Source organism: Methylobacterium sp. WL12 (assembly GCF_008039475.1).
In the GTDB taxonomy this organism is placed as follows: domain Bacteria; phylum Pseudomonadota; class Alphaproteobacteria; order Rhizobiales; family Beijerinckiaceae; genus Methylobacterium; species Methylobacterium cerastii.
In genome coordinates this window covers 1-25,946 of sequence record NZ_VRUW01000029.1, presented here as the reverse complement: position 1 = coordinate 25,946, position 25,946 = coordinate 1, and the positions used below count along the sequence as shown (strand labels likewise).

The window sequence follows — 25,946 nt, the reverse complement described above, 5'->3', positions numbered from 1 at the left end:
GGCGTGGATGGGAGCCCGACGGGCCATCCACATTCCGGCCCTCGGCGACCGACCCGGCTTGAGCCGCCGCGACGACCGGCGTAGCCGTCGCCGCCATGCCCCTCGATGCGAACGATCGCGAGATCCTGCTGGACGCGCTCGCCGACCCCGCGAGCGCGTGGAGCCTCGGCGCGTTCGGGGCCGCAGCCGAATTTCGCCGGGGGCAGGATGAGCCGTTCGCGACGCTCGAAGCGGGCAGGGTAGGCCTGCGGACCGACCGCGGCGGCATCGTGTTGACGCTTATCGAGACACTGCGACCGGTCGCCTACGAAATGCCGGTGGGCGACGGCTGGAGCCACGCAGTCGCCCTTTGCCTGCCGGCGACAAGTCTCGTGCCGCCAGCCCGCATGGGGTTCACCGAGTTCGGCCCCGACGCCGAGGCCCTCGATCCGACGCGGCGCGAAGCGGTGAGCTTCGATCTCGGGCTCGGGCTGAGCCCAGCGTCGGTCCGCATCAGGACCGACCGGCCGGCAGCGTTGGACAGGCTGCGCGCGCATCGCGGCTCGGCGTCGATCGACTTCGACGCCGTCATCCGGCCCGAGCTGGTGGCGGGCGGTGCCGACCTCGTCGTCGCGGGTCCGCTCGGGCGAATCGAAATGCTGGGCGGGGCCGGCAACGCCTCCGGTCCGCGGGCGTTCGTCGTGCCGAAGATCTTACTGCGCAGGCTGACGCACCTGGCGACGGCGCCGATCCCGATGGGCCTCGTGCCGGTGGGCCACCTCTATCCACCGCATCCCTGCCGCGACGCGGCGGGCCGCGCGATGCCGTTCGAGCGTGCGCGGCACGACGCGTTCCAGGCCCTGCTCGCGCGCTGGGGCGACCGGGACGGCTTCGCGCTCAAGGCCGCCATCCTGTCCGGCGGGCCGCGCCCCGCCCAAGCAGCGGATCGGTGGGTCCGCGCGATCGAGCGGGTGGCCGGCGCGCAGGCCCGCTACTTGGCACACTCGCGTTGAGGCGTACCGAAGAGCAGGCGATACGAGTTCTTAAGCAGCCTGCGTCTACGCAAGACCTCGTCGCCGGAACGACTTCTCCACAGAAGACGCCGGGTGCTGAAGCCGCGGATCAGCGCGGCGAATGCGCGACGACATCGTTGCGCCGTATTGCCGGTCCTCAGTGGAACGCCAAATCTCGCGTTCGGAAGGTCTTCGGGGGCGGGCGCGACCGTGATTGGGGGGATCGGTCGCATTCGTCTCGCTTTTCCGACGCAACCTCGTGCCAAGATCGACCCCGCCCGATGATTGATCTCGCCCTCGACCCTTCCGAGACCCGATCCGCCGCCGCCGCGACCCCGCGCTCAGGCGTTCGCCGTCCATGGGCGCGGATCGCCCTGTTCGGTGCGCTGGGCCTCGGCGCCACCGGGGCCTTCGCCGGCGTCGCCAGCACGTACCTCTCGGGCCTTGCCGGCCCGCAGCGGGCGAAACCGATCGCGATGAGCCAGAAGGCCGCCGACTGGCCCGACCTCAAGGACGGCATGCCGGCGCTGGCCGGAAGCGGTCCCGCGGTCCCGAAGATCCGCGAGATCCTGCCGCCCGAGCCGGCGACTGCGCCGGTCGTCGAGGCGCGGGTCGACCCGATTCTGCGCGCCGGAAACACGGCCGCGGACACCGTCACACTGCCGGTCGCGCTCCCCGTCGCCCCCGCGGGCAAGCCCGACGTCCCGGCGCAAAAGCCGCTTCCGGCCATCGTCGAGGTGCCGGTGATCGGCCCCGCCCGCCAGGCGACGCTGGTCGCGCCGGCCCGCGCTGTCCCCGGAATTGCGCCGCTCGCGGCCGAGACGGTTCGGGCCAAGACGGAAACCACCACCTACGCGGCCCTGCCGCTCGAACCGCCGAAGGCGATCGTTGCCAAGCCGGCGGCGACGAAGGACGAGGCGATCCGGCAGGAGGGCGCCAAGCCTGAGGTCACGAAGCTCGAGATCAGCAAGCCGGAAGCGGTCAAGGCGAAGCCGCGGATCGAGGCGCACGCCAAGCCCACTTCGGTGCCGGCGAGCAAGGCGGTGGCGGGGAAGCCTGCCGCCCTGAAGCCAGTGGCGGTCGAGGCCAAGGCGGCGGAGACCAAGCTGGCGCCCGCCCAGGCGCAGGACGAGGACACAGAGGTGTTCGGGATCAAGGTCCCCTCGCTCGCACCCGCCGGCCGCAAGATCCGCGAGAGCGTCGAGGCCCTCGGCGACGCCGTGAAGGGCATTCCCGACCGGTTCTGACCGGCCCAGACGTGTTGGTGACGGGCGTCGCCCTAAGGCGGCGCCCGGTCGCGGCTCAGGCCCGCGGCTTCCGGGCGTAGGTCTTGGCCCCTTCGGGCTTTCCGACGTGGCGCTCGTGCTTGGCCGCGCGCGGGCTCTTGAAGCCGGCCGGCCCCTTGCGCTCGGCGGCGGGCGCATCGCCCTCCAGCGCTTCCACCTGGATCTCCGGTGAGCCGTTGCGGGCGAACGCCTGCGCGAAGCGCGAGGCGGCGTTGCCGCGGACTTCGAACTTGGTCTCCCGGTCGAAGATGCGGATCGCGCCGATCTCCTGGCGGTCGATGCCGCCGCGGCGCGTCAGCATCGGCAGCAGGCGACGCGGGTCGGCGTTGTCACGCCGGCCGAGATTGAGCCGGAACCACACCGCCGGGCCCATCGCGGCGATGCGCTCGGGGTCCATCGGGTCGTAGGGCGGACGGCTCGACGCGCCGCGGCCGGACTGCTCGCCGGGGTCGGTCACCTCCTCCGGCGCCGGCAGGCGGGTGCGGTAGACCCGGGCCAGCGCGGCAGCGAGCTCGAGCGGCGTACGGCCGGTGACCAGGGTCTCGGCGAGCGCAAGGTCCTCCTCGCCGGGCGCCTCGGTGAAGAGCGGGTCTTCCAGCATGCGCTCGCCGTCGAGGCGGCGGATCTCGTCGGCCGAGGGCGGGCCGCCCCATTCGGGGCTGATCTTGGCGAGCTGGAACATCTGCTCGGCCCGGCGGCGGCGGGCGTTCGGGATCAGCAGGATACTGGTGCCCTTCTTGCCGGCGCGGCCCGTGCGGCCGCTGCGGTGCTGCAGCACCTCGGCGTCGTGCGGCAGGTCGGCATGGATGACGAGCGACAGGCCCGGCAGGTCGATGCCGCGGGCGGCGACGTCGGTGGCGACGCAGACCTTGGCACGGCCGTCGCGCAACGCCTGGAGCGCGGCGTTCCGCTCGCCCTGACCGAGCTCGCCCGACAGCGCCACGGTGGAGAAGCCGCGCTCGGTCAGGCTCGCCTGGAGGTGGCGCACAGCGTTGCGGGTGTTGCAGAACACGATCGCCGTCGGCGCGTCCGCCGCGCGGAGCAGGTTGAGCACCACGTGCTCGATCTCGCGCGGTACGACGCGGATCGCCCGGTAGGCGATGTCGGCGTGCCCGCGGGTCTCGCTCTTCACCGCGAGCCGCAGCGCGTCGCGCTGGTAGCGGGCGGCGAGGCTGTCGATCGCCTTCGGCAGAGTCGCCGAGAACAGGAAGGTGCTGCGCTGGTTCGGCGTCGCCGAGAGGATGAACTCGATGTCCTCGCGGAAGCCGAGGTCCAGCATCTCGTCGGCCTCGTCGAGGACGACCGCCCGCATCTGGTCGGTGACGAGGGTCCGGCGTTCGAGGTGGTCGCGCAGACGCCCGGGCGTGCCGACGACGATGTGCGTGCCCTCGTTCAGCGCGCGGGCCTCGCGGCGCGGGTCCATGCCGCCGACGCAGGCCGTGACGCGGCCGCCGGCGGGGCCGTAGAGCCACATCAGCTCGCGCTGGACCTGCAGGGCGAGCTCGCGCGTGGGTGCGATAACCAGCGCCAGCGGGGCGCCGGGGGGCGCCAGCGTCTCCGCGCCGTCGAGGAGCAGGCCGGCCATGGCCAGCCCGTAGGCGACGGTCTTGCCGGAGCCGGTCTGGGCGGAGACGAGGAGGTCGCGGCCGTCGGCGGCCGCTTCGAGCACGGCGCTCTGCACCGGCGTCGGTTCGGCGTAGTCATGGTCGGCAAGCGCCCGCGCGAACGGGGCGGGAAGGGTGGGAAACGGCACGGTACGGGGCTTTCACGACCGTCCGTCCCGTCAGAACCGACGCTGGGCGCGGCTCTCTGTCAGGCTCACCGGTCTCGACTCGGGTTGCGAAGCCATACCCTCTAGCGGCTTCCTGGGATTTCCGCCACGTCCCGGCCCGCATGGGGCGGTTGCGTGTGCGCAATCCATCCCGATCGCCTAAGCATCGTCGCAGGGGCGGATGGATCGGACGATCGATGGGAACGGCGCGGTTGGCGGTGGTGTGGGCGACGGTTGGCGCCTTCGCGTGGTTCGGTAAGGCGTGGCTCGGCGACCTGACGTCGCCGCTGTTCGCCCTCGCCCTGTTCGCGTGGCTGCTCGTCGCGATCTTCTGGTGTGCCTTCGGTGTGGTGCACGAGGCGGAGGAGCTGGCCGACATCCTGGGTGAGCCGCTGGGCACCCTGGTGCTGACGCTCTCCATCGTCGTGATCGAGGTGGCGCTCGTCTCAGCGGTGATGCTCGGCGCGAAGGACGCGCCGACCCTCGGTCGCGACACGATGTTCGCGGTGCTGATGATCGTCCTCAACGGGGTCGTCGGCCTCGGGCTCCTGGTCGGCGGCCTGCGGCACCACCAGCAGAGCTACAACCTGCAAGGGGCGTCGGCCTTCCTGTCGGTGATCATCCCGCTCTCGACCCTGGCGCTGATCATCCCGAACTTCACCACCTCGACCCGCGACGGCACCTTGACCACGCTGCAGGCGGTGACGTTCTCGGGCTTCACCCTGGCGCTCTACGCGGTGTTCCTCCTGATCCAGACCGGGCGGCACAGCGACTTCTTCCAAGATGGTTCCGGCGCGGAAGGCAGCCGGTCCGTCGCGGAGCCGGAGCGACGCACCAAGGCGCCGGCCGGCAGCATCGTCCGGCACACGGTGCTGCTCGTCGCCAACATCCTGCCGATCGTCTTGCTCTCCAAGAGCCTCGCGACGATCCTCGACCACGGCATCGCGGCGCTGGGCGCGCCGTCCGCGCTGTCGGGCGTGCTGATCGCGGCGATCGTGTTCACGCCCGAGGCGATTTCGGCGCTGAAGGCCGTCGCCCGCAACGAACTGCAACGCGCGATCAACCTGTGTCTCGGTGCGGCGACCTCGACCATCGGCCTCACCGTGCCGGCGGTGCTCGCCGTCGGCCTGCTCACCGGCCAGACGGTGGTCCTCGGCCTCAAGCCGACCGAGATGACGCTGCTCGCCGTGACCCTGATCCTCAGCACGCTGACCTTCTCGAGCCTGCGGACCACGGTGCTGGAGGGGGCGGTGCACCTGATCGTGTTCTTCGTCTACCTGGTGCTGATCTTCAGCCCGTGAGCCTTGCCGTCGGCTGCAGCCTAACGCCGAAATTTCTTGGATTTCACGGAGCTAGGCCTTGAGACTATCGAAGACATCACGGCAAGGGGCGGCTTCGGCCGTACCAATCCAAGCCGACCCGCGCAGGCGCGGACATTGCAAACGGCCTTGGATCGACGGCCTCAGTATCACCCAAATCCAATGTCGAAATCGATAGCCTCTGATATCGGCGCGGTGGGCGGAGCGGATCGATGACGCGTGCGAGCGTAGCGGGCAAGGTTCGGACCTGGGCGAACGCGGCCCGAGGCTTAGCCGGTGGACGGAGCGACACGCTCGGAAGCGAGCCGCCGGCGCACCTTCCCGTCTCGCGACCCGGAGCGCCCAACGTCGTGGACGCCGACGTCCCTGTCGACATCGGCTGCATCAAGGTTTTCCGCTCGGAGAACTTCCCCGAATCCGGGCCTTCGCCCTGGCTCGACCGGCCGGACGCCGCCGAGACGATCGCGCGGCGCCTCGATCGGGGCGAGCTGACACCGAAGCAGGCCGAGATGTGCCGGTTCTGGGCCGAGAACGGGTATTACGTCGCCCGCGGCGCGGTCGATCCGGACACGATCGACGCCGCCTGGGCCGCCTACGAAGCCGCCATCGCGCAGGGTGAGATCACGCTCGCGCCGGAGAAGGCTGCCGACGACGACCCCCATCCCGGCCGCTACCTCAACCCGCACCTCAAGGTCGAGGAACTCGATACGCTGCTCGAGCACCCGGTGCTGTTCAACTTCAGCAGCATGGTGCTGGGGCGTCGAGCGATCCCGTTCCAGACCATCGCCTCCCACAAGGGGAGCCAGCAATCCGAACATTCGGATTCGATCCACATGACGACCTACCCGCTCGGCTACCTCGCCGCCTGCTGGGTCGCGATGGAGGACATCCACGACGATTCGGGGCCGCTGGTCTACTATCCCGGCAGCCATCGCCTGCCTTACGTGTTCAGTCACGACGTCGGCATCTCGACCGACGACTTCCGCGACAGGGGCTACGCGGCCTACGCAGAGCGCTACGAGCCGGCGATCAAGCACACGATCGCCGAGCACGGCATCGCGCCCCGGCGCTTCATCGCGCGCAAGGGCGACGTGCTGTTCTGGCACGCGAACCTCCTGCACGGGGGCTCGCCGCGCAACGACGTCACCCGGTCGCGCAAGGCGCTCGTGCACCACTATTTCGCCGAAGGCTGCGTCTGCTACCACGACCTCTCGGCGACCACGTCCGCGGTCCACGGGTCGGTGGAGAGCCTGCCGACCTGCGGCGCCTCGAGCCCCGACATCAAGCGGCGCAAGCAGATCAGGCGGTCCTGACGGCCGGCGTCGCGTCGAGAGAATCCGTAGAGCGAACTGCTAACCGCCGAACCGCTCGGTGCGGATCAGCCCCGGGGCGACGCCGGCCTCGACCAGCAGCGTCGCGGCCGTGCTCACGAACGGCGTGGCGCCGCAGATGAAGACGCGGGTCGGGTGGCCGAGCGTCGTGAGCGCTTCCGCTACCGTCGCCGCATCGATCCGCCGTCCGCCCGAGCGGGTCGCGGTGAAGATCAGCGACAGGCCCGGCTCGGTGCCGGCGCGCGCCTCGATCTCGTCGAGCGCGATCGCATCGCCGCGGGTCCGCGCCGAGTAGAGCAGAAGAGCCGGGATCTCCGGTGCCACCGCCCCCCGGTGGCGCAGCATGGCTAGGAGCGGCACCACGCCGGAGCCACCGCCGACGAGCAGCAGCGGCCCGCCGTCGGCCGGCCCCCAGGAGAACGCGCCGCCGATCGGCCCGCGCAGCTCGATCGCGTCGCCGACCTCGGCGATCTCGTGGAAGAAGCCCGAGACCTCGCCGCCCTCCAATCCCTCGATCATCAGCTCGATCGTTGCCGAGCCGTCCGGCGCCGAGGCGATCGAGTAGCTGCGCTGCGCGCGGTAGCCGTCCTCGGCGGTGAGGCGCACGTCGACATGCTGGCCCGGCCTGTAGGCGTCGGCGATCTCGGTGCGCATGCGAAAGCTCTTCACCCGCGCGGTGACCGGCGCGATCGCCGTGATCACGGCCTGTCGCCAGCGGAAGTCGGGCGCCTCAATCACTGGTGTAGCGCTGCTCACGCCAAGGGTCGCCGTACATGTGGTAGCCGCGCATCTCCCAGAAGCCGGCCTCGTCCTTCTTGGTAAAGCGCAGGCCCTTCAGCCATTTCGCGCTCTTCCACAGGTAGAGGTGCGGCACGAACAAGCGGGCCGGGCCGCCGTGGTCCGGCTCGATCGGCGCGCCCTCGTAATGCGTCGCGATCATCGCCCGTCCGCCGGCGAGGTCGGCGACGGGGACGTTGGTGGAATAGTCGTCGTAGCCCTCGGCGAGCAGGAAATCCGTCGGCGCCGCGATGCCGGCGTCGGCGAGCACGTCGTCGAAGCTCACGCCCTCCCAACCGGTGTCGAACTTCGACCATTTGGTGACGCAGTGGATGTCGCCCTGCCAGGCGGTGCGCGGAAGCGCCTGGAATTCGTCCCAACTCCAGGACTTCAGCGGCTTGGCGCCCTCGCGAAGGGTGAAGCGCCACGTCGCAAGGTCGATCGTCGGGTTCGGCCCGATCTGGAGGATCGGGAAATCCTCGACGCGGTGCTGTCCCGGCGGAAGCCGCTTCTGCGTCTCCTCCGGACTGCGCCGGCCGACGAAGCCTCGTGTCGCCATCTCGGTCCCTTCCGTTGCGGTTCGGCCCGGTTGCAGCCGGAATGACCGGCGCCGTCAAGCGGCGGCTTCTTCGAAACCGCTGGCAGGGCTACCCTGATCCGGCGACAGGCGACGACGAGGCGGCGACGATGGACCCGACGTTCAAGGACCACTTCTCGTCGCAGGCGGCCGCCTACGCGGCCCACCGGCCGACCTATCCGGCGGCCCTCGCGGCGTTCCTCGCCGAGGCCGCGCCCGGACGTGGGCTGGCGTTCGACGCCGCCTGCGGCACCGGGCAGCTCTCGACGCAGCTCGCCGCGCATTTCGGCGACGTCGTCGCCACCGATGCCAGCGCCGCGCAGATCGCGAACGCGACGCCGCATCCCCGTGTCACGTACCGCACCGCGCCGGCCGAGCGGAGCGGCTTGACGGCGTCGAGCGCCGACCTGATCACCGTAGCGCAGGCGGCCCACTGGCTCGACCTCGATGCGTTCTACGACGAGGTCCGCCGCATCGCCCGGCCGGGCGCGGTGCTGGCGCTGGTCAGCTACGGCATCCTGCACGTCGAGGGCGAACCGGATGGAGCAGTCCGACACTTCTACGACGACGTGGTCGGGCCGTACTGGCCGCCCGAGCGCCGACACGTCGAGGACGGCTACCGATCGCTGCCCTTCTCGTTCGCGGAAATCGCCGCACCGGACCTCGCGATCACGGTGGCGTGGTCTCTTGCCGACCTGATCGGTTACGTCGAGACGTGGTCGGCCCTGCGTGGGCTGGAGAAGGCGATCGGTCGCGGGCCCGTCGACTCTTTCCATGAAGCGCTCGCGGCATCATGGGGGCCGGGCGAACAGCTTCGCACCGTGCGCTGGCCGCTGTCGCTGCGCCTCGCGCGGGTGTGAGTGGTGGCCGAGGGCGCGCGCCGAAGATTTGCCTCAAAGCAAGTTTGTTCTATCGAACGATCCGAGGCCCAACACGAATGTGATCTTCGTGGCAGGCGGCGAAGCCCGCGGCGTTCGCATTTCGTTTACGATCTGGCCGGACATTGCGGCCACGACAGACCCAGAGGGGACGAACCATGATCCGATATCTTTCCGTTGCTCTCGTCGCCGGGAGCCTCGTGGCAGTCGCACCGGGGGCGCAAGCCCGCGACGGCATCGGCGCCGGCGGTGCGGCCGCGCTGGGCGTGCTCGGCGGCCTCGCCGTCGGCGGCGCCATCGCGTCCTCGCAGAACGGCTACTACCCAGGCCAGCCGGTCTACCGCGCGCCGCGCCCGGTCTATGTCGAGGAAGATTACGGCCCCGTCTGCCATTTCGAGCGCCGCCGCTCGGTCGACGCCTACGGCGACGTGTTCGTCCGCCGCGTCCGGGTCTGCGAATAAGCCGACCGATCCCCGTGGCCGGCGATCCCGCCGGCCGCGATCAGGGCGTGCGACGGTCTCGCGGCGCGGCCGGCTCGGCGATGGCCGGCGTCGCGCCGCGCCCGAGGCGTTCCGCGCAGAAGATGCCTCCGAGCACCAGGGCGAGCGCCAGGGCCTCGTTGATCCCGAACGGCTCGCCAGCCAGCACGGCGAGGCCTGCGCCGAAGATCGGCACGAGGTTGACGAAGAGGCCGGCCCTGTTCGGCCCGATCAGCTCGACGCCGCGCATGAAGAACAGTTGCGCGGCGAGCGACGGCCCGAGCGCGACGAACACCACGATCGCCCAGCCCTGCGCCCCCGGCCAGATCAGCCGACCGGCCGCCGCCTCGACCGCCAGGAGCGGCAGGGAGGTGAGGAAGGCCATCAGCGCCATCGCCGCGAAGAACGTCAGCCCGGAAATCGCCGGGCGATGCGGCAGGGCGAGGGTGTAGCCGGCGTAGAGCAGGCAGGCGATGAAGACGAGCACGTCGCCGCGGTTGAAGTCGAGGGTCGCGAGCACGTGCCAGTCGCCGTGCGTCGCCGCCACCGTCGCGCCGACGAGGGTGACGAGCACGCCGACCACCTGGCCGGGCGTGACCGCGGTGCGATACAGGGCGTAGTTCAGCAGGATCACCAGCACGGGGATCGAGCCCTGGAACAGGGCGAGGTTGATCGCGCTGGTGTAGGTCCCGGCGGCGTAGAACAGGCTGTTGAACGCGGTGTAGCCGAGGCCGCCCATCAGCAACACGAGCCGCCAGTGACCGCGGATGCCCGACCAGTCGGCGGCGATGCGCCTGCGGGCGAGCAGCCCCAGAACGACGCAGACCACGCCCCAGCGCAGCGAGGTGATCGCCTGGGGCGAGACATGGCCCGGCGCCCACCGGCCCGCTACGGCGTTGCCCGCCCAGAGCAGGGCGGTCAACGTCAGGAGCGGGTAGGCAGCAGCGGTCCGGACGGGCGCAGGAATCGGCGGCCGCTCAGCGGCGGCGGAACTGACCGCCGCGCACCGGCGGACGGGGGCCGGCGGAGCGCTCGTCCTTGTGCCGGAACACGAGGCGGCCCTTCTCCAGGTCATAAGGCGACATCTCGACGGTGACGCGGTCGCCGGCCAGCGTCTTGATGCGGTTCTTCTTCATCTTGCCGGCGGTGTAGGCGACGATCTCGTGGCCCTGGTCCAGCTGTACCCGGTAGCGCGCATCCGGCAAGATCTCGAGAACGAGACCGTCGAACTGCATCAATTCTTCTTTCGCCATTCACCCTCTCCAGTCGGACCGTCTGGAAGCAGGCGTTCCGGCGCACGATCTTTCGTCACGGCAATTCGATGTCCGCCGCGGCGGCGGGTCCGTATCCGGAGGCGCCACGCCGTCGAGCGTCGGCACGATGTAGGGGGCCGCCGCCATGCAGGCAAGCTTTGCCGCAACGTCGTCGCGACGGCGTCGACATAAAAAGCATCGTTCCTGCACGATTCCTGCGCGGAACGACCGATTCTACGGCGCGACCTCGTTGCCGGCATAGTCGAGCCGCCCGTCCGGCGTGCGCTTCCACGCCCGCAGCGACACGGCCCCCTGGCGCAGGTCGCCCTGCGCGTCGAAGACGACCTCGCCCTGGATCGTGCGGAAGGGCGCGCCTCGCAAGGCCGCGGCGACCCTGCGCGAGTCCTGCGATTTCGCGCGGTCGAGCGCCTGCGCCAGCACCTCCACCGCCGCATAGGTCGGGCCGGCGACCGCATCGGCCTCCGCGGTGCGCGGCGGCCGACCCTTCGCCTCGGGCAAGCGAGCCGGTTCGACGGGAACGGTCATCACCGTGCCCTCGCCGGCGGTCGCTGCGAGGCTCGCGAAATCGCGGTCGAGGATGCCGTCGCTCGCCACCATGCGGGCGCCGAGGCCGGCATCCCGCATCGCGCGCAGCAGGGTCGCCGCTTCCGGAGCCAGGCCGCCGAAATACACCGCCTCGACGCGGGCCGCCTTCAGGGTCGTTACCAGTTCCGTGGCATCGCGGCTGCCGCGCGGCAGGCTCTCGAACGCCACCTCCGGGTCGCCACCCGCCTTCAGCGTGCGCGAAACCGCGTCTGCGAGACCGCGTCCGAAGGTGGTGCGGTCGTGAACGATGCCGATCCGCCGCCCGGGCTCGTGCACGAGGAGATAACGGCCGGCCGCCGCGCCCTGCTGCGCGTCGCCAGGGACGACACGGAAGATGTTCCCATAGCCCCGCTGCGTCAGCGCAGCCCAGGACGCGCCCGGCGTCACCAGGACGACACCCGCATCCTCGTAGAGCGGCGCCACCGCGGCCGCGACCGAGGATTCGAGAGCGCCGACCACGAGGCGGATGCCGTCCGCCGCGAACCGCCGGGCGACCACGGCGCCCTGCTTGGCCTCGCCGGCATCGTCGGCCACGACCAGCGCCAGCTTGCGGCCGGACGTGCCGGTGGCGCGATTCAGGTCGGCGATCGCCTGTTCGGCCGCGAGCCGCATGCCCTGGCCGAAGGCCGCATCCGGCCCGGTGAGCGGCGCCGAAAGACCGATCCGGACGACGGTCTGCGCCGCGGCCGGCCCCGCGAGGAGGAGGGCGGTGACGATCCCGATCAAGGCGCGCATCGAAACCATTTCCCGGTGACGGTCGGGGACCGCGATCCCGCCCGCAAGCTTAGTCGCCCCCGTCACGCTGCGAAAGCGTAGCACCGAGCAGCCTGATCGATCGACAATCCGTTCGACGGCCTCCGGTCCCCGCCGGCCCAGCCGTCAAAGCGCCCCGTCGCGGATCGCGCCCGGGTCGGCGAGGCCGTACAGCACGCGGGCGGCGCTGTGGGCGAAGCGCAGCGTCACCGCCTTGCGGCGCGGGCCGGAGAGCGGGTGCTCGGGCGCCTCGCGGACCACCAGCCCGCCGAAGGCGTCGGCGACGATCAGGCCGCATTCCTCGGGGATCAGGGATTCCGGCACCGTGTCGGGGATCGCGAAGTAGAACCGGTCGCAGAAGTCGCGGTAGTCGGGCCATTTCCGGTCGGCGCGGAAGTCGGCGACGCTCGACTTGATCTCGACGATGGTCAGTCTCCCGGCACCGCAGAGTGCGATCACGTCGGCCCGCCGGCCGTTGACCAGGGAGAACTCGGGCAGGGTGGCGCACCCCATCTCGGAGAACAGACGGCGGACGCCGCGCTGGATCTTCAGCGCCGTCGGCGACTGGCGCCGGTCGGGCGGCAGGACCAGATCGGGCGCGGCTTGGGCCGGGAGAGCGTGGGCGAGGGCTGACGGCATCGTCTCTCGTGTGGCGGCCTGTGCCGAATCGGGACGCGGCATCTTGCCAAGGCCTGACTCGCCTTGTCACCTGCGGCGGGAGATCACGCGAGCGCGGCGCGGATCGCGGCGAACCCGTCGGTGAACGCCGCCGGCCCGGGCTGCAGGATCAGCGGCGACTTGATCTCGTGGATGCGCCCGTACCGCACCGCCGGGATCGCTGCCCATCCCGGCCGCTCCGCGATCCGCGCGACGTTGACCTTCTTGCCGCACCAGGAGGCGAGGATCACGTCGGGCGCCGCAGCGATCACCGCTTCCGGCCCGACGATCCGGTCCTTGGCTGCGGCCATCCGGGCGTGCTCGGGAAACACGTCGTCGCCGCCGGCGATGCCGACCAACTCGGAGACCCAGCCGATGCCGGAGATCATCGGCGCGTCCCACTCCTCGAAGTAGACCCGCGGCCGCGGCCGACCGGCGAGCTCGGCGGCCACTCGCGCGAGGTCGTCGGCGTAACCCTGCGCCAGGGCCTCCGCACGGTCCGGCACGCCGACGAGCGCGCCGACCGTGCGGATCATCGCGAGGCAGCCGGCCACGTCGCGCTGGTTGAACAGGTGTACGGCGACGCCGGCGCGGGCGAGGTCGGCGGCGATGGACGCCTGCAGGTCGGAGAAGGCGAGGACGAGGTCGGGCTCGAGCGCCAGGATCTTCGGCAGGTCCGCGCTGGTGAAGGCCGACACCCGCGGCTTCTCCCGCCGGACCTGCGGCGGGCGCACCGCGTACCCCGAGACACCGACGATGCGGTGGTCCTGGCCGAGAAGGTACAGCGTCTCGACGGTCTCCTCGGTGAGGCAGACGACGCGCTCGGGCGGGAACCGCCGCATCAGCGCTGGAACCACGCGAGCAGGCCGGCGCCCGGCGCCAGGAGAACGAAGGCCCAGACGATCGCCGAGAGCACGTTGGCCAGCTGGAACGGCAGCCGGGCGACGCCGAACATCCCGGCGATCAGCGGCACCACCGCGCGGGCCGGCCCGAAGAACCGCCCGACCGCCACCGCGGCCGCGCCCCAGCGCTTGAGGAAGACCTCGCCCTTGGCGACCATCTCCGGGTAGCGCCGCATCGGCCAAAGCCGCTTGGCGCCCTCGCCGTAGTACCGGCCGAACTCGTAGGACAGCCAGTCGCCGAGCGCCGCGCCCAAAGCCGCGGCGGCCACCACCGGCCAGAACGGGATGTCGGCCGCGCCGACCATCGCCCCGATCCCGACCAGGATCACGGTGGCCGGCACCAGCAGCGACAGGAAGGCGATCGATTCGCAGAAGGCGAGCACCCCGACGATCAGCGGTGTCCAGGCGCGATGCGCCTCGACGAAGGCGAGGGCGGAGGCACGCAGCGATTCGAAGTCCATGACCTGTCTTTTCCAGGGTGAGCCGCGCCGGGTGCGCGCGGTGCCGAAAGCCGGTAACACGCCGCGGGACCGATGCGCGCGGGAGAGCCGCGGGGAGACATCGCGATGAACATCCTGTCGATCCAGTCGCACGTCGCCTACGGCCATGTCGGCAACGCCTCTGCGGTGTTTCCGATGCAGCGGCTCGGGGTCGAGGTCTGGCCGATCCACACGGTGCAGTTCTCCAACCACACCGGATACGGCGCCTGGCGTGGCCGGGTGTTCGACGGGCCGGCGGTGGAGGACCTCGTGGCCGGCATCCGCGAGCGCGGGGTGCTCGGGTCCTGCGACGGCGTGCTTTCCGGCTACATGGGCTCGGCCGACATCGGGACCGCGATTCTTGGCGCGGTCGCGGCGGTGCGGGCGGAGAACCCGCGCGCGCTCTACGCCTGCGACCCGGTGATCGGCGACATCGGCCGCGGCGTCTACGTCCGCCCCGGCATCGCCGAGTTCATGGCCGACCGCGCGGTGCCCGCCGCCGACATCCTGACGCCGAACCAGTTCGAGCTCGATCTGCTGACCGGCCTGACCAGCGGCACCCTCGCCGACGCCAAGCGCGCCGTCGCCGCGCTGCAGGCCCGCGGCCCACGGGTGGTGCTGGTGACCTCGCTCGCCACCGACGCCACGCCGGCCGACGCCATCGACATGCTGGCCGGCGAAGGCGGCGCGTTCTGGCGGGTGCGCACGCCCCGCCTCGACCTGTCGGTCAACGGGGCGGGCGACTGCATCGCCGCCTTGTTCCTGGTGCACTACGCCCGCACGCGCTCGGCGGCGCTCGCACTCGGGATGGCCGCGGCCTCGGTCCACGGGATCCTGCGGCGCACCCTCGCCGAAGGCTCGCGCGAGATCCTGACGGTGGCGGCGCAGGACGAGTTCGTCGCGCCGACCGAGACGTTCCCGGTCGAGACGGTCTGAGCGAGAAGGAAGGAACTGCGATGCCACGCCGCTTCGTCACCTCGACGTGTTCACGACGCAGGCGCTCGCCGGCAACCCGCTCGCCGTCGTGCTCGACGCCGGCGGGCTCGACACGGCGGCGATGCAGGCCATCGCCCGCGAATTCAACTTGTCCGAAACGGTGTTCGTGATGCCTCCGGACGACCCGCGGCACCGGGCAAGGCTGCGCATCTTCACGCCGGCCCGCGAGCTACCCTTCGCCGGGCATCCGACGATCGGCACCGCCGTGCTGCTGGCCCTGCGCGCGGAGAATGCCGGGACCGCCGACGCCGTCGCGTTCGGCCTGGAGGAGACGGTCGGCACGATCCCCTGCGTCGTCGAGGTCGGCGACGGGGCGGGGCGCGCCCGCTTCAAGCTCCCGATCCTGCCCGAGTCCCTCGGCGACGCCGCGGAGGCCGCCGAACTCGCCGCGGCGTTCGGGCTGACGGCGCAAGACGTCGGCTTCGGCAGGTATCGTCCGAGCCGGCACGGCGTGGGCCCGAGCTTCACCTTCGTCCCGGTGGTGTCGCGCGCCCGCCTCGACGCGGCGCAGCCGGGTACGCTTGCGGGCTCGCAGGACGGCTTCTTCCTCTACGCGCCGGACGAGGCGGGCGGCGCACGCGCGTTCCAAGCCCGGATGTTCGCACCGGCGCTCGGCGTTCCCGAAGACCCGGCGACGGGTTCCGCGGCGGCGGCCTTCGCCGGCGTGCTGATGCAGTTCGAGACCCTCAGCGACGGCACCCACGACGTGGCGATCACGCAAGGAGTCGCGATGGGCCGCCCGAGCGAGATCGCGTTGCAGCTCGTCATCGAGGCCGGGGCGCTGCGTTCGGTCGAGATCGGCGGTGCGGCGCTGATCGTCTCGGAAGGACTGCTGCATGTCTGACCGCCCGACGCCGGATCCGCGGCCCTACGGCTTCGAGGTCGTCCGCCTCGCGCGGCTCGAAGCGCGGCTGGTGACCTACGATTGGGCCTGGGCGCGCGACAACGCCGAGCGCATCGACGACAATTGGAGGCGCCGCCGCGCGGCGCAGCCCGCCCTGTTCGATGGGCCGGTGCTCGTCGCCTGCGGATGCGCGATCGACGACGACACCTGCCGCCTCGACCTGTTCGAGACGCCGTATTCGCGGTTCCTGGCCTATCGCGACGGCGGCTCGCCGGACGGGCACGTCGCCAACGCCTTCGCGGCGATCGTGCCGTGGAGCGCCGACGGCGCGGTGCTGCTCGGGCGGATGGGCGTGCACACCGCCAACGCCGGGCAGATCTACTTCCCCTGCGGCACGCCGGACCTGGACGACGTGCGCGGAGAGTCCGTCGATTTCTCCGGCAGCGCCGCGCGCGAGCTTCTTGAGGAGACCGGCCTGCGGGTGCCGGACGGCGCGACCGAGGAATGGGTGTGCCTGCGCGGCGAGGGGCAGCTCGCCTTCCTGCGCCCCGTGCGCTTCACCGAGCCGGCCGCAGCCCTCGTCGAGCGCATGGAACTCTACGCCTTGCGCGAGGACGAGCCGGAACTCTCCGGCATCGTGACCGTTCGCGGTGCCGACGACCTCGACGGTGCGATGCCGGGGTTCGTGCGCGCCTACCTCGCCAGCGCGTTCGAGGCCGAGACGGGCGCCGCCGATGTGATGCCCTGACCGGTCCGTGACCCCGATGCGTCGACAACCGGCGGTGCATCGGGCAGGCTTTCGCGACATCCAGCCGCCATCCCGGAGCCCCGCATGACCCTGATTTCCAGAACCGCGCTCGTCACCGGCTCGACCAGCGGGATCGGGCTCGGCATCGCCCGCGCGTTGGCGCGCGACGGGGCGAACGTGGTGCTGAACGGCTTCGGGGAGGCCGACGCGATCGAGGCGGCGCGGGCCGCGATCGAGTCCGAGTTCGGCGTGCGGGCACACTATTCGGCCGCCGACATGTCGAAGCCGTCCGAGATCGGCGACATGGTGCGCGAGGCGGAGGAAAAGTTCGGCTCGGTCGACGTGCTCGTCAACAATGCCGGCATCCAGTTCGTCTCGGCGATCGAGGAGTTTCCCGGCGCGAAGTGGGAGCAGATCATCGCGATCAACCTGTCCTCGGCCTTCTACGCGATGCAGGCGGCGATCCCGGGGATGAAGGCGCGCGGCTGGGGACGGATCGTCAACACCGCCTCGGCGCACTCGTTGGTCGCCTCGCCCTACAAGTCGGCCTACGTCGCAGCCAAGCATGGCATCGCCGGCCTGACGAAGACCGCGGCGCTGGAACTCGCGACGCACAAGATCACGGTCAACTGCATCTCGCCCGGCTACGTCTGGACGCCGCTGGTCGAGGCGCAGATCCCCGATACGATGAAGGCGCGCGGGCTCAGCAAGGAGCAGGTGATCGACGAGGTGCTGCTCAAGGCGCAGCCGACGAAGGAGTTCGTCACCGTCGATCAGGTGGCTGCGCTCGCCCTGTTCCTGTGCTCGGACGCGGCGAGCCAGATCACAGGCACCAACATCTCGATGGATGGCGGCTGGACCGCGCAATAGGCCAAACGAGAACACCCCGCCGGACAGGTCCGACGGGGTGTTTCGAGGTCGCGGCTCGCTTTCGAGACGCCTCGGCGTCAGCGACGCCCGTGGAGCAGCAGGGCGAGGCCGTAGCCGACGGCGCCTGCGATCATCAGCGCCACCAGCGGGTTCTCCTCGACCCGCGAAGACACCGCCTCGCGGCCGTCGCGCAGGTAGTCGCCGCGACGATCGTAAGCATCTGAGGCGTAGTCCGTGACGTTGTCGGCGACATCGCGGATCTTGCTGCGAGCTTGGCCGTAGGCGTCCTTGGCCTGACCGTAGGCGTCCTGCGCGCGGTCGCCGGCCTCGTCGGCCACGCTGCGCACGGTGTCCTTCGCCTGTCCGTAGGCGTCCTGCGCGCGCCCTTGCGCCTCGCGCAGGCGCCCCTCGGCGGAGTCGCGGTTCGACCCGACGAAGTCGCCGGCCGCCCCCTGGATCTTGCCGCCGAGTTCCTTGGCACCGCCGACGATGCGATCCGTATCCACCATGGTCACCTCCTACGCGTTCGTTGTGCTGGTTCGGTGCGAGCGACTACTTGCCCAGAATCTTCGTGACGAGGCGGCCGATCGGCGAGGCCGAGCTCGCGTTGCGGTCGTCTCGGACCACTTGGCGGTCCTCGTTCCCGAGAAGCTTGGTGACGATGCGTCCGATCAGGCTCATGGCTCTCTCCGCGAGGTTGGCGCCGACCGACGGCGCAGCTTGCCTCCTCAACGGCCGATCGCCGCACCGCGTTCCGTCATGCGCGAGCCCGTTGCCGCGGAGCGAAGCCGGCCGGAACGACCTAAGCGGCGGCGCGCAAAAACTCCGCCGCGCCGTCCAGCGACGCGCGCGCCTCCGGCAGCATGCTGTGGGCGAACTGCCAGACGTGGCTGACCACGGGGAACACCGTGATCGAGACGGTGACGCCGACCGCGCGCGCCTTCTCGGCCATCCGCACGGAGTCGTCGCGCAGCACCTCGCGCTCGCCGACATGGAACAGCAGCGGCGGCAGGCCGGCGAGGTCCGCGAAGAGCGGCGAGATCCGGGGGTCGCCCGGGTCGACGCCGCCGAGATACAGCGGCCCGAGGTTGAGCATCGCCCGCGGGTCGAACATCGCGTCGCGCTGCGCATTGCTGACGCGCGAACCGTCGCGGGCGAGGAAGTCGGTCACCGGCGAGAACAGGGCCGCGGCCGTCGGCAACGGTAGCCCCCGGTCGCGGGCCGAGAGCATCGCCACCAAAGCGAGGTTGCCGCCGGCAGAATCGCCTGCGATCGAAGCCGGCCCGTGCGCCGCGAAGGCGTTCCAGGCCGCGCAAGCGTCCTCGGTGGCGGCCGGAAACGGATGCTCCGGCGCGAGCCGGTAGTCGGGGGCGAAGATGGTGAAGCCGCGTTCGGCCAGCGCGCCCGTCACCGGGCGGTGGGATTTCGGCGAGCAGGCGACGAAGCCGCCGCCGTGCAGGTAGAGCAGCCGCCGCTCCGGCCCCTTCGCATGGGCCGGCCTGACCCATTCGCCCGGAATGCCGCCGACCGTGCCGGCCTCGTAGGTCGCGCCGGCCGGGTCGGGGAACGTCCGGCCGCCGAACACGGCGCGGATCTTTGCCACGTCGTCCATCGCCCCGAGCCGGTTCCGGACGTTGCGCCTGACCATGTAGGACGCGAGATGCGCGCGCAGGCTCGCCATGTTGTCGTCCGCTCCAGGTCGTCGGTGAGGTTCGCACGAGCGTGCCGACCGTGCCTTTGGCCGAGCAGGATAGGTTCGCCCCAGCGCCATGAACAGGCGCCGGCGTCGCCGAGCGCCGCATTCGCGCATCACCGGCGCTCAAACGGCATTCGGGCGATGGCGTCGGCGAGCGCTTGGCGCGAAGCTTCCATGATCTTCGTCGAGCCAACGCGCTTTCAAGGGACCGATGTCCGATCGCCTCCTGCATGCCGGCCTCAGCATCGTGCTGTTGCTCGCCGTCGCCGTCCTGTTCTCCACGAACCGTCGGGCGATCCGCCCGCGCGTGGTGCTGGCCGCGCTCGGTCTCCAGGCCGGGCTCGGCGCCCTCGTGCTGTTCGTGCCCGCGGGCCAAGCGGGGCTCGCCGCGGCGGCGGGCTTCGTCCAGACCGTGCTCGGCTACGGCGACCGCGGCACCGCGTTCCTCTTTGGCGGCCTCGTCGAGCCACGGATGTTCGAGCTGTTCGGCGGTAGCGGCTTCATCCTCGCTCTGCGGGTGCTGCCGCAGATCCTCTACGTCTCGGCACTCATCGGCGTGCTCTATCACCTCGGGATCATGCAGGCCGCCGCCCGGATCGTCGGCGAGGGCTTGCGCCGCGTGGTCGGCACCAGCCCGATCGAGTCGTTCTCGGCGGTGATCACCATCGCCATCGGCCAGAGCGAGATCGCGGTGGCGTTGCGGCCGTTCCTGGCGCTGCTCACCGGGGCCGAGCTGTTCGCGGTGATGACGAGCGGCGCCGCCTCCACCGCGGGCTCGATCCTGGCCGGCTACGCGGCGCTCGGCGTGCCGATGACCTACCTGCTGGCCGCCTCGCTGATGGCGATCCCCGGCGGCCTGCTCTACGCCAAGCTGCTGATGCCCTCGACCGAGCCGACGCGGATCGCGACGACCCGCGTCACCTTCGGGGAGACCCGGGCGGCGAACCTGATCGAGGCCGCCGCCGACGGGACGCAGAAAGGCCTCGCGGTCGCGGTCGCCGTCGGCGCGATGCTGATCGCCTTCGTCGGCCTGATCGCTCTGGCCGACGGCCTCGTCGGCTATGTCGGCGGGCTCGCCGGATATCCGGCGGCCTCGATCCAATCCATCCTCGGCGCCGCGCTCGCGCCGCTCGCCTGGCTGCTCGGCGTGCCGTGGGAGCACGCGACGCTCGTCGGCGGCGCCATCGGCCAGAAGCTCGCATTCAACGAGTTCTTCGCCTACGCCAACATCTCGCCCGCTCTGAAGGGCGGCGTTCTCGATACGCGGAGCCAAGCGATCGTCTGCTTCGCGCTCTGCGGCTTCGCCAACCTGTCGTCCATCGCGATCCAGCTCGCGAGCTTCTCGAGCCTCGTGCCCGAGCGCCGCTCCGAGATCGCCCGCTACGGCCTGCGCGCCATCCTGGCCGGCACCCTGTCGAACCTCACGAGCGCCGCCATCGCGGGCCTCTTCATCGCCGGCTGAGGCGGATCGTCGGCCTCACGCCGTTCCGCGCAAGCGTGTAGAAGGGCGCCGCATCGCAGGGGCTCTCGCACCGGTTTTCCCCGCGGGGCGGATTGCGACGGGGCGGCGCGACAGGCTGCGACCCGGTCGGTAGAGGACGGACATGACGGCGGCTCTCGACCCAACGGCGACGAAGGACTCCGCAGGCTCGCGCCCCGCGACGCCGCGGATCGTGCCGCCGTTCCGGGTTCCGCCAGAGCGCGAGCCGCCGATCCTCTCCTATCTCGGGGCGCTGCGCACCAACGCCCTCGTCGGCTGGCCGCGCCAAGCCTACGAGGAGCCGATCACCCGCCGCAGCCTCCTCGGGCGGTCGAGCTTCACCTTGAGCGATCCCGATGCGATCCGGCGCGTGCTCGTCGACAACCAGGCGAACTACGCCCGCACCGCCGGCTCCGTCCGCATCCTCCGTCCCATCCTCGGCGACGGATTGCTGATCAGCGAAGGCGCCCCCTGGCGCCACCAGCGGCGCTCGCTCGCGCCGGCGTTCACGCCGAAGGCGATCGACGGGCTGGTGCCGCTGATCGACCAAGCGATCGGCGACGCGATCGTGGACCTCGAGGTCGCCGCCGCGCGCGGCCCCGTCGCGCTGTTTTCGAGCCTGCACAGGCTGGCGCTGGAGATCGCCGGGCGCAGCATGTTCTCGGTGGCGATGGACCGGCACGGCGACGCGCTTCGCGGCTTCATCGCTGAGTATTCCGAGCGGCTCGGCCGGCCCCACCTCCTCGACATCGTGATGCCGCCGACCTGGCGCGCGCCCCTCGACTTCCCGCGGGCGCGATTCCGGAAGCGCTGGACCCCCTTCCTCAGCCAAATCATCGAAGCGCGGGCTGCCGACGCGACGCCGCGCACGAACCGCGACCTGCTCGACCTGATGATGGCGGCCCGCAGCCCGGAGAGCGGGGCGGCCTTCACCTATGCCGAGGTCCGCGACCAAGTCGCGACGATGATCCTCGCCGGCCACGAGACCACCGCCGTGCTGCTGTTCTGGGCGGCCTACCTCCTCGCTCTCGCGCCCGACCTGCAGGAGCAGGTGGCGCGCGAGGCGCAGGGCGCCGACCTCACCGCCCCGGCCGGCTGCGCTCAGGACGGGCGGCTGCCGCTGACCCGCGCAGTGATCGACGAGACGATGCGGCTCTACCCGCCGGCCTTCGTCATCGTCCGGCGGGCGCTGCAGGCCGACAGCGTCGCCGGCGTGGAGATCGCGGCCGGCGACATCGTGATGATCTCACCGTGGGTGCTGCACCGGCACAACCGCCTCTGGGACGACCCGCACGCCTTCGACCCGGGCCGGTTCCTGCCCGGCGCGCCGACGATCCCGCGTTACGCCTACCTCCCGTTCGGCGTCGGCCCTCGGGTCTGCATCGGCGCGCACTTCGCCCTGACCGAGGCGGTGCTCGCGCTCGCCCGCATCGTCGGCCGCTTCCGGATCTCGCTCGCCGACACCAAGCCTGTCCTGCCGGCGGCGGTGGTGACGACCCAGCCCGAGCACGCGCCCGACTTCACGCTGGTGCCGCGCTGAGCCGGCTTCGCGACAGGCGCTCTGCGACATCGCGCCGTCACATTTAAACCACGGCCGGAACCTAGGCCTCGGCGACGCCCGCCAAACGGGCAAGATGCCGTTTCAGCCAGCCCGGCGCGCGTTCTCGATGCCGGGATCCTTTGCGGATGCCCCATGTCGCACGTGACCGCGTTCCCGATCGCGCAGAAACCCGCGAAGCCGTCTGCGCCCCGCCTGCACGCGGTCGCCGCGGGGGAGGGCGACAGCCGCGCCATCGCGGTGCGCAGCCTCCGCCTCGGCATGTCGGCCCTCGACGAGGTGATCGGCCTTCTGGAGGGCGACCTCGGCGCCGCCTTCGAGCGTGCGGTTGAGACCATCGTGTCGGTGAAAGGCCGCGTCATCGTCTGCGGTATCGGCAAGAGCGGCCATGTCGGCCGCAAGCTCGCCGCGACGCTGGCCTCGACCGGCACGCACGCTTTCTTCGTCCATCCCACCGAGGCGAGCCACGGCGACCTCGGCATGATCGCCCCCGACGACGTGATCGTCGCCCTGTCCTGGTCGGGTGAGACGGTGGAACTCGGCGACCTCGTTAGCTTCTCCCGGCGCTTCTCGATTCCGTTGATCGCGATCACCTGCAACGCCGACAGCACCCTCGGCCGCGCGGCGGACGTGCTGCTGGCCCTGCCGAAGGTCCGCGAATCCTGCCCGCACGACCTCGCCCCCACCACCTCGAGCCTGATCCAGCTGGCGCTCGGCGACGCGCTGGCGGTGGCCCTGGTCGAGAGCCGCGGCTTCACTTCGGCGCGCTTCAAGACCCTGCATCCGGGCGGTACCCTCGCGGCGCGCCTGAAGGCCGTGCGCCAGCTCATGCACACCGGCGACGAGGTCCCGCTCGTGCCCGACGACATGGTCATGTCCGACGTACTGATCGAGATCACCCGGCGCCGCTACGGCTGCGTCGGCGTGATCGACGCGGATGCGCGCCTGATAGGCATCGTCACCGACGGCGACCTGCGCCGCCACATGGGACCCGCGATCCTCGACACCACCGTGCAGCAGGTGATGACCGCCGCCCCCGTCGTGGTGGAGGCCGACCTCCTGGCGAGTGCCGCCCTTGAGGTGATGAACCGCAAGCGCATCACCGCGATCTTCGTGGTCGAGGACGGCCGCCCCGCCGGCATCCTCCACATCCACGACCTGCTCCGGGCCGGCGTGGTCTGATCGGCTCGCGACCCTTCGCGGATGTCCGGGGTCAGCCCGAGGCGGCGCTATAACGCGCCGTAGAGCTCCACCCGCATCCAGATGCTAACGGCGCCGAAGTTCTGGAGCGCGGTGCCGCCATAGAACGCGAAAGCCTTCTCCGGTCGAACGGGAGCCCTACGGGCGGACGAGTCCCATGAGGGCGTCCGGTCATGCCCCGTGGGCCCGAAAAGAAAAAGGGGCTGGCGATCCGCCAACCCCTTCGACCACCCGAAAATTCGATGGTACCACCGCCCCGGCTCGAACGGGGGACCTCTAGATCCACAATCTAGCGCTCTAACCAACTGAGCTACGGCGGCACTGCGGCGGGGTGTATCGTGGCGGCGTCGGCATTTCAAGCGGGTTGGAGAACGCGCATCCGTCTGTGGACGACGGGCGGACCGACGTCCTAAAGGATCGGGGGTGACCCGTCGTTCCAAGCCCGCCCTACGATGAGCCAGACCGCCGAACCCCCGCGGCGCCGTTGGGGGCGCGCCACCGTGGTCCAGGCGCCCGGCCGGCTCCGCGTCCTCGTCCGCCGGAGCGAAGTCGGCCTGGTGGTGCTCGCGGGGGTGACGGGATGCGTCGCCGGCGCGGCGGTCGCGGGCATGACCGTCGCGACGCAAGCCCTTCGCGAGACGTTGTACCGCCTGCCGCACGGCACCCGCCTGAGCGCGGCCGACGGCGTGACGCCGCTGGCTCTGCTGCTCGGCCCCTGCCTCGGCGGCATCCTGCTCGGCCTCGTGATCCTTGCCGCCAGCGCGGTCCGCGGACGGCGCAGGCGGCCGGTGATCGATCCGATCGAGGCCAACGCCCTGCATGGCGGCCGGATGTCGCTGCGCGACAGCCTCTACGTCGCGGTTCAGAACGTGATCTCGAACGGAAGCGGCGCCTCGGTTGGGCTGGAGGCCGGCTACACGCAGATCTGCGGCGGGCTGGCCTCGCGCCTCGGCATCGCCTTCGAGATGCGGCGCAACGACTTGCGCACGCTGGTCGGCTGCGGCTCGGCCGCCGCCATCGCCGCCGCCTTCGGCGCGCCGCTGACTGGGGCGTTCTACGCCTTCGAGCTGATCATCGGCACCTACTCGATCGCGACGCTGACGCCGGTGATGGTCGCCGCGCTCTGCGGCAGCCTGGTCTCGCGCGGCCTGGTCGCGGCCCAGCCCCTCGTCGCCCTCGATAACGTGCAGGCGGTGACGACGGCGGCGGTGACGGGCGCCGACACCCTGCCGAGCCTGGTCCTCGGCCTGCTCTGCGCCGGCCTCGGCATCCTGATCATGCGCGGGGTCACGCTGGTGGAGCAGGGGGTGGCGGCGACGCGCATCCCGCGGGCGGCAGGACCCGCGCTCGGAGGGCTCTGCGTCGGGGCGCTCGCCCTCGCGATCGGCCCGCAGGTCCTGTCCGGCGGCCACGGCGCCCTGCACGTGCATTTTGCGGACGGCGCCGAAGGCTACGGCACGGTGGCGCTCGCGCTGCTGTTCGTCGGCAAAGCGACGGCCTCGGCGATCTCGATCGGGTCGGGGTTCCGCGGCGGCCTGTTCTTCGCCTCGCTGTTCCTCGGGGCGCTCGCGGGCAAGCTGTTCGCGACGGTCGCGCCCGAGGTGATCCCGGGGCTCGCCGCCTTCGGGTTGACGCCGCTCGCCTACGCGGTCATCGGCATGAGCGCGCTCGCGGTGGCCGTCATCGGCGGCCCGCTCACCATGACGTTCCTGGCGCTGGAGGTGACCGGCAGCCTGCCGATCACCGGCCTCGTCCTGGTCGCGGTGATCGCCTCCTCGCTCACCGTGCGGAAGACCTTCGGCTATTCCTTCGCGACGTGGCGCTTCCACCTGCGCGGCGAGAGCATCCGCAGCGCCCACGACGTCGGCTGGATCCGCAGCCTCACGGTCGGCCGGCTGATGCGCAAGGACGTGCGCACCATTCCCCTCGACACGCCGATGGCGACCTTCCTGCGCGCCCACCCGCTCGGCTCGCCATCGCGGGTGATCGTGGTCGATGAAGCCGGGCGCTATGCCGGCATCGTCCTGGTGCCCGAGGCACACGCCGCTACGCGCGACGAGGCCGGCACGCCGGCGCCACTCGCCGAAATCCTGCATCACCCCAACGACGTGCTGACACCGGAACTCAACGCCAAGGAGGCGTCGGCGGCCTTCGATCGCACCGAGAGCGAGGCCCTGGCGGTCGTCGACACGCTCGACGACCGGCGGGTGATCGGCATGCTCACCGAGAGCCACACGCTGAAGCGCTACAGCGACGAGCTCGACCGCCAGCGCCGGGCGATGCAGGGCGAGGCGGACTGAGCGTCGGTCGGCCGGCGCTCAGCGCGGGCGGCGACCGACGCTGACGACGTTGCTCGGCCGCGCCTTCCGCTCGGGCAGGATTTCCTCGACCTTTTTGACGATGCTGGCGGCGTCGAGGCCGGCTTCGGCGTACATCTTGTCGGGGCTGTCGTGGTCCTGGTAGGCGTCCGGCAGCGTCATCGTGCGGACCCGCA

General features: G+C 71.2%; 26 protein-coding genes and 1 tRNA gene. 14 read left to right on the top strand and 13 right to left on the bottom strand.

The genetic code is table 11. The features are described from left to right. Positions 1-95 precede the first annotated feature (95 nt). Together FV226_RS28620 and FV226_RS13095 are read left to right on the top strand one after the other, a co-directional pair. Positions 96-992, top strand: a complete 897-nt coding sequence (locus FV226_RS28620) for a hypothetical protein (RefSeq protein WP_246685392.1) — start codon at positions 96-98, stop codon at positions 990-992. A gap of 281 nt (positions 993-1,273) precedes the next feature. Then, the gene (locus FV226_RS13095; RefSeq protein WP_147763240.1) at positions 1,274-2,239 is read left to right on the top strand and encodes a hypothetical protein; all 966 of its coding nucleotides are present in this window, start codon (positions 1,274-1,276) and stop codon (positions 2,237-2,239) included. A gap of 55 nt (positions 2,240-2,294) precedes the next feature. On the opposite strand, the gene FV226_RS13090 is transcribed toward FV226_RS13095, so the two are convergent. Further along, positions 2,295-4,031 carry a DEAD/DEAH box helicase gene (locus FV226_RS13090; RefSeq protein ID WP_147763239.1) on the bottom strand — a complete coding sequence of 579 codons (1,737 nt, stop codon included), beginning with the start codon at positions 4,029-4,031 and terminating at the stop codon, positions 2,295-2,297. Between the two features lie 215 nt (positions 4,032-4,246). Between FV226_RS13090 and FV226_RS13085 the strand changes: the two genes are divergently transcribed. Both FV226_RS13085 and FV226_RS13080 read left to right on the top strand, forming a co-directional pair. Further along, positions 4,247-5,350, top strand: coding sequence for a calcium:proton antiporter (locus FV226_RS13085; protein ID WP_147763238.1), 1,104 nt, complete (start codon positions 4,247-4,249; stop codon positions 5,348-5,350). A gap of 368 nt (positions 5,351-5,718) precedes the next feature. Beyond that, the gene (locus FV226_RS13080; protein ID WP_246685502.1) at positions 5,719-6,681 is read left to right on the top strand and encodes a phytanoyl-CoA dioxygenase family protein; all 963 of its coding nucleotides are present in this window, start codon (positions 5,719-5,721) and stop codon (positions 6,679-6,681) included. Positions 6,682-6,720: 39 nt separating this feature from the next. Here the strand turns inward: FV226_RS13080 and FV226_RS13075 are convergent, their stop codons facing one another. Together FV226_RS13075 and FV226_RS13070 are read right to left on the bottom strand one after the other, a co-directional pair. Further along, positions 6,721-7,455 (bottom strand): FAD-binding oxidoreductase, encoded by a 735-nt coding sequence (locus FV226_RS13075; RefSeq protein ID WP_147763236.1) that lies wholly within the window; start codon positions 7,453-7,455, stop codon positions 6,721-6,723. Then, a complete protein-coding gene (locus FV226_RS13070) occupies positions 7,430-8,035 on the bottom strand; it encodes a sulfite oxidase-like oxidoreductase (RefSeq protein WP_147763235.1) in 606 nt (201 codons plus the stop codon). The genes FV226_RS13075 and FV226_RS13070 overlap by 26 nt, the downstream gene beginning before the upstream one ends. A gap of 41 nt (positions 8,036-8,076) precedes the next feature. Between FV226_RS13070 and FV226_RS13065 the strand changes: the two genes are divergently transcribed. Further along, positions 8,077-8,913 carry a class I SAM-dependent methyltransferase gene (locus FV226_RS13065; protein WP_246691595.1) on the top strand — a complete coding sequence of 279 codons (837 nt, stop codon included), beginning with the start codon at positions 8,077-8,079 and terminating at the stop codon, positions 8,911-8,913. A 176-nt stretch (positions 8,914-9,089) separates the two neighbouring features. After that, entirely contained in the window at positions 9,090-9,392 is a 303-nt protein-coding gene (locus tag FV226_RS13060; RefSeq protein WP_147753009.1) for a hypothetical protein, read from the top strand. Positions 9,393-9,432: 40 nt separating this feature from the next. On the opposite strand, the gene FV226_RS13055 is transcribed toward FV226_RS13060, so the two are convergent. The 6 genes from FV226_RS13055 to FV226_RS13030 all read right to left on the bottom strand — a co-directional run bounded on the left by FV226_RS13055 (position 9,433) and on the right by FV226_RS13030 (position 14,042). After that, on the bottom strand, positions 9,433-10,332 hold the full coding sequence (locus FV226_RS13055; protein ID WP_246691594.1) for a DMT family transporter: 900 nt from the start codon (positions 10,330-10,332) through the stop codon (positions 9,433-9,435). 55 nt (positions 10,333-10,387) lie between these two features. Beyond that, the gene (gene infA / locus FV226_RS13050) at positions 10,388-10,663 is read right to left on the bottom strand and encodes a translation initiation factor IF-1 (protein WP_147025743.1); all 276 of its coding nucleotides are present in this window, start codon (positions 10,661-10,663) and stop codon (positions 10,388-10,390) included. A gap of 234 nt (positions 10,664-10,897) precedes the next feature. Then, entirely contained in the window at positions 10,898-12,004 is a 1,107-nt protein-coding gene (locus FV226_RS13045; RefSeq protein ID WP_147763233.1) for a branched-chain amino acid ABC transporter substrate-binding protein, read from the bottom strand. Between the two features lie 144 nt (positions 12,005-12,148). Further along, positions 12,149-12,661, bottom strand: a complete 513-nt coding sequence (locus FV226_RS13040) for an MmcB family DNA repair protein (RefSeq protein ID WP_147763232.1) — start codon at positions 12,659-12,661, stop codon at positions 12,149-12,151. 83 nt (positions 12,662-12,744) lie between these two features. After that, positions 12,745-13,521 (bottom strand): cobalamin-binding protein, encoded by a 777-nt coding sequence (locus tag FV226_RS13035; protein ID WP_147763231.1) that lies wholly within the window; start codon positions 13,519-13,521, stop codon positions 12,745-12,747. Then, positions 13,521-14,042, bottom strand: coding sequence for a DedA family protein (locus FV226_RS13030; RefSeq protein WP_147763230.1), 522 nt, complete (start codon positions 14,040-14,042; stop codon positions 13,521-13,523). Before FV226_RS13030 ends, FV226_RS13035 begins: the two co-directional genes overlap by 1 nt. Before the next feature lie 105 nt (positions 14,043-14,147). Here FV226_RS13030 and pdxY point away from each other — a divergent pair, with 105 nt between their 5' ends. The 4 genes from pdxY to FV226_RS13010 all read left to right on the top strand — a co-directional run bounded on the left by pdxY (position 14,148) and on the right by FV226_RS13010 (position 17,518). After that, positions 14,148-14,996, top strand: coding sequence for a pyridoxal kinase PdxY (pdxY, locus tag FV226_RS13025; RefSeq protein WP_147763229.1), 849 nt, complete (start codon positions 14,148-14,150; stop codon positions 14,994-14,996). Positions 14,997-15,042: 46 nt separating this feature from the next. Further along, positions 15,043-15,900, top strand: coding sequence for a PhzF family phenazine biosynthesis protein (locus FV226_RS13020; protein WP_147763228.1), 858 nt, complete (start codon positions 15,043-15,045; stop codon positions 15,898-15,900). Then, positions 15,893-16,648 (top strand): NUDIX hydrolase, encoded by a 756-nt coding sequence (locus tag FV226_RS13015; RefSeq protein WP_147763227.1) that lies wholly within the window; start codon positions 15,893-15,895, stop codon positions 16,646-16,648. The genes FV226_RS13020 and FV226_RS13015 overlap by 8 nt, the downstream gene beginning before the upstream one ends. Positions 16,649-16,732: 84 nt before the next feature. Then, positions 16,733-17,518, top strand: a complete 786-nt coding sequence (locus FV226_RS13010) for a 3-hydroxybutyrate dehydrogenase (RefSeq protein WP_147763226.1) — start codon at positions 16,733-16,735, stop codon at positions 17,516-17,518. Between the two features lie 77 nt (positions 17,519-17,595). On the opposite strand, the gene FV226_RS13005 is transcribed toward FV226_RS13010, so the two are convergent. The 3 genes from FV226_RS13005 to FV226_RS12995 all read right to left on the bottom strand — a co-directional run bounded on the left by FV226_RS13005 (position 17,596) and on the right by FV226_RS12995 (position 19,199). Beyond that, a complete protein-coding gene (locus FV226_RS13005; RefSeq protein WP_147763225.1) occupies positions 17,596-18,027 on the bottom strand; it encodes a CsbD family protein in 432 nt (143 codons plus the stop codon). 43 nt (positions 18,028-18,070) lie between these two features. Next, positions 18,071-18,199, bottom strand: coding sequence for a TFIIS helical bundle-like domain containing protein (locus tag FV226_RS13000; protein ID WP_147726177.1), 129 nt, complete (start codon positions 18,197-18,199; stop codon positions 18,071-18,073). A 121-nt stretch (positions 18,200-18,320) separates the two neighbouring features. Then, positions 18,321-19,199: an alpha/beta hydrolase gene (locus tag FV226_RS12995; protein ID WP_147763224.1), complete on the bottom strand. Its 879-nt coding sequence runs from the start codon at positions 19,197-19,199 to the stop codon at positions 18,321-18,323. Between the two features lie 226 nt (positions 19,200-19,425). Between FV226_RS12995 and FV226_RS12990 the strand changes: the two genes are divergently transcribed. The 3 genes from FV226_RS12990 to FV226_RS12980 all read left to right on the top strand — a co-directional run bounded on the left by FV226_RS12990 (position 19,426) and on the right by FV226_RS12980 (position 23,434). Beyond that, the gene (locus FV226_RS12990) at positions 19,426-20,676 is read left to right on the top strand and encodes a nucleoside transporter C-terminal domain-containing protein (RefSeq protein ID WP_147763223.1); all 1,251 of its coding nucleotides are present in this window, start codon (positions 19,426-19,428) and stop codon (positions 20,674-20,676) included. 142 nt (positions 20,677-20,818) lie between these two features. Then, positions 20,819-22,234 (top strand): cytochrome P450, encoded by a 1,416-nt coding sequence (locus FV226_RS12985; protein ID WP_147763222.1) that lies wholly within the window; start codon positions 20,819-20,821, stop codon positions 22,232-22,234. Between the two features lie 153 nt (positions 22,235-22,387). Further along, positions 22,388-23,434 carry a KpsF/GutQ family sugar-phosphate isomerase gene (locus FV226_RS12980; RefSeq protein ID WP_147753023.1) on the top strand — a complete coding sequence of 349 codons (1,047 nt, stop codon included), beginning with the start codon at positions 22,388-22,390 and terminating at the stop codon, positions 23,432-23,434. Positions 23,435-23,695: 261 nt separating this feature from the next. Here FV226_RS12980 and FV226_RS12975 read toward each other — a convergent pair. Next, positions 23,696-23,772 (bottom strand) — tRNA-His (locus FV226_RS12975). A gap of 132 nt (positions 23,773-23,904) precedes the next feature. Between FV226_RS12975 and FV226_RS12970 the strand changes: the two genes are divergently transcribed. Next, positions 23,905-25,752, top strand: coding sequence for a chloride channel protein (locus FV226_RS12970; protein ID WP_147763221.1), 1,848 nt, complete (start codon positions 23,905-23,907; stop codon positions 25,750-25,752). Positions 25,753-25,946 lie beyond the last annotated feature (194 nt).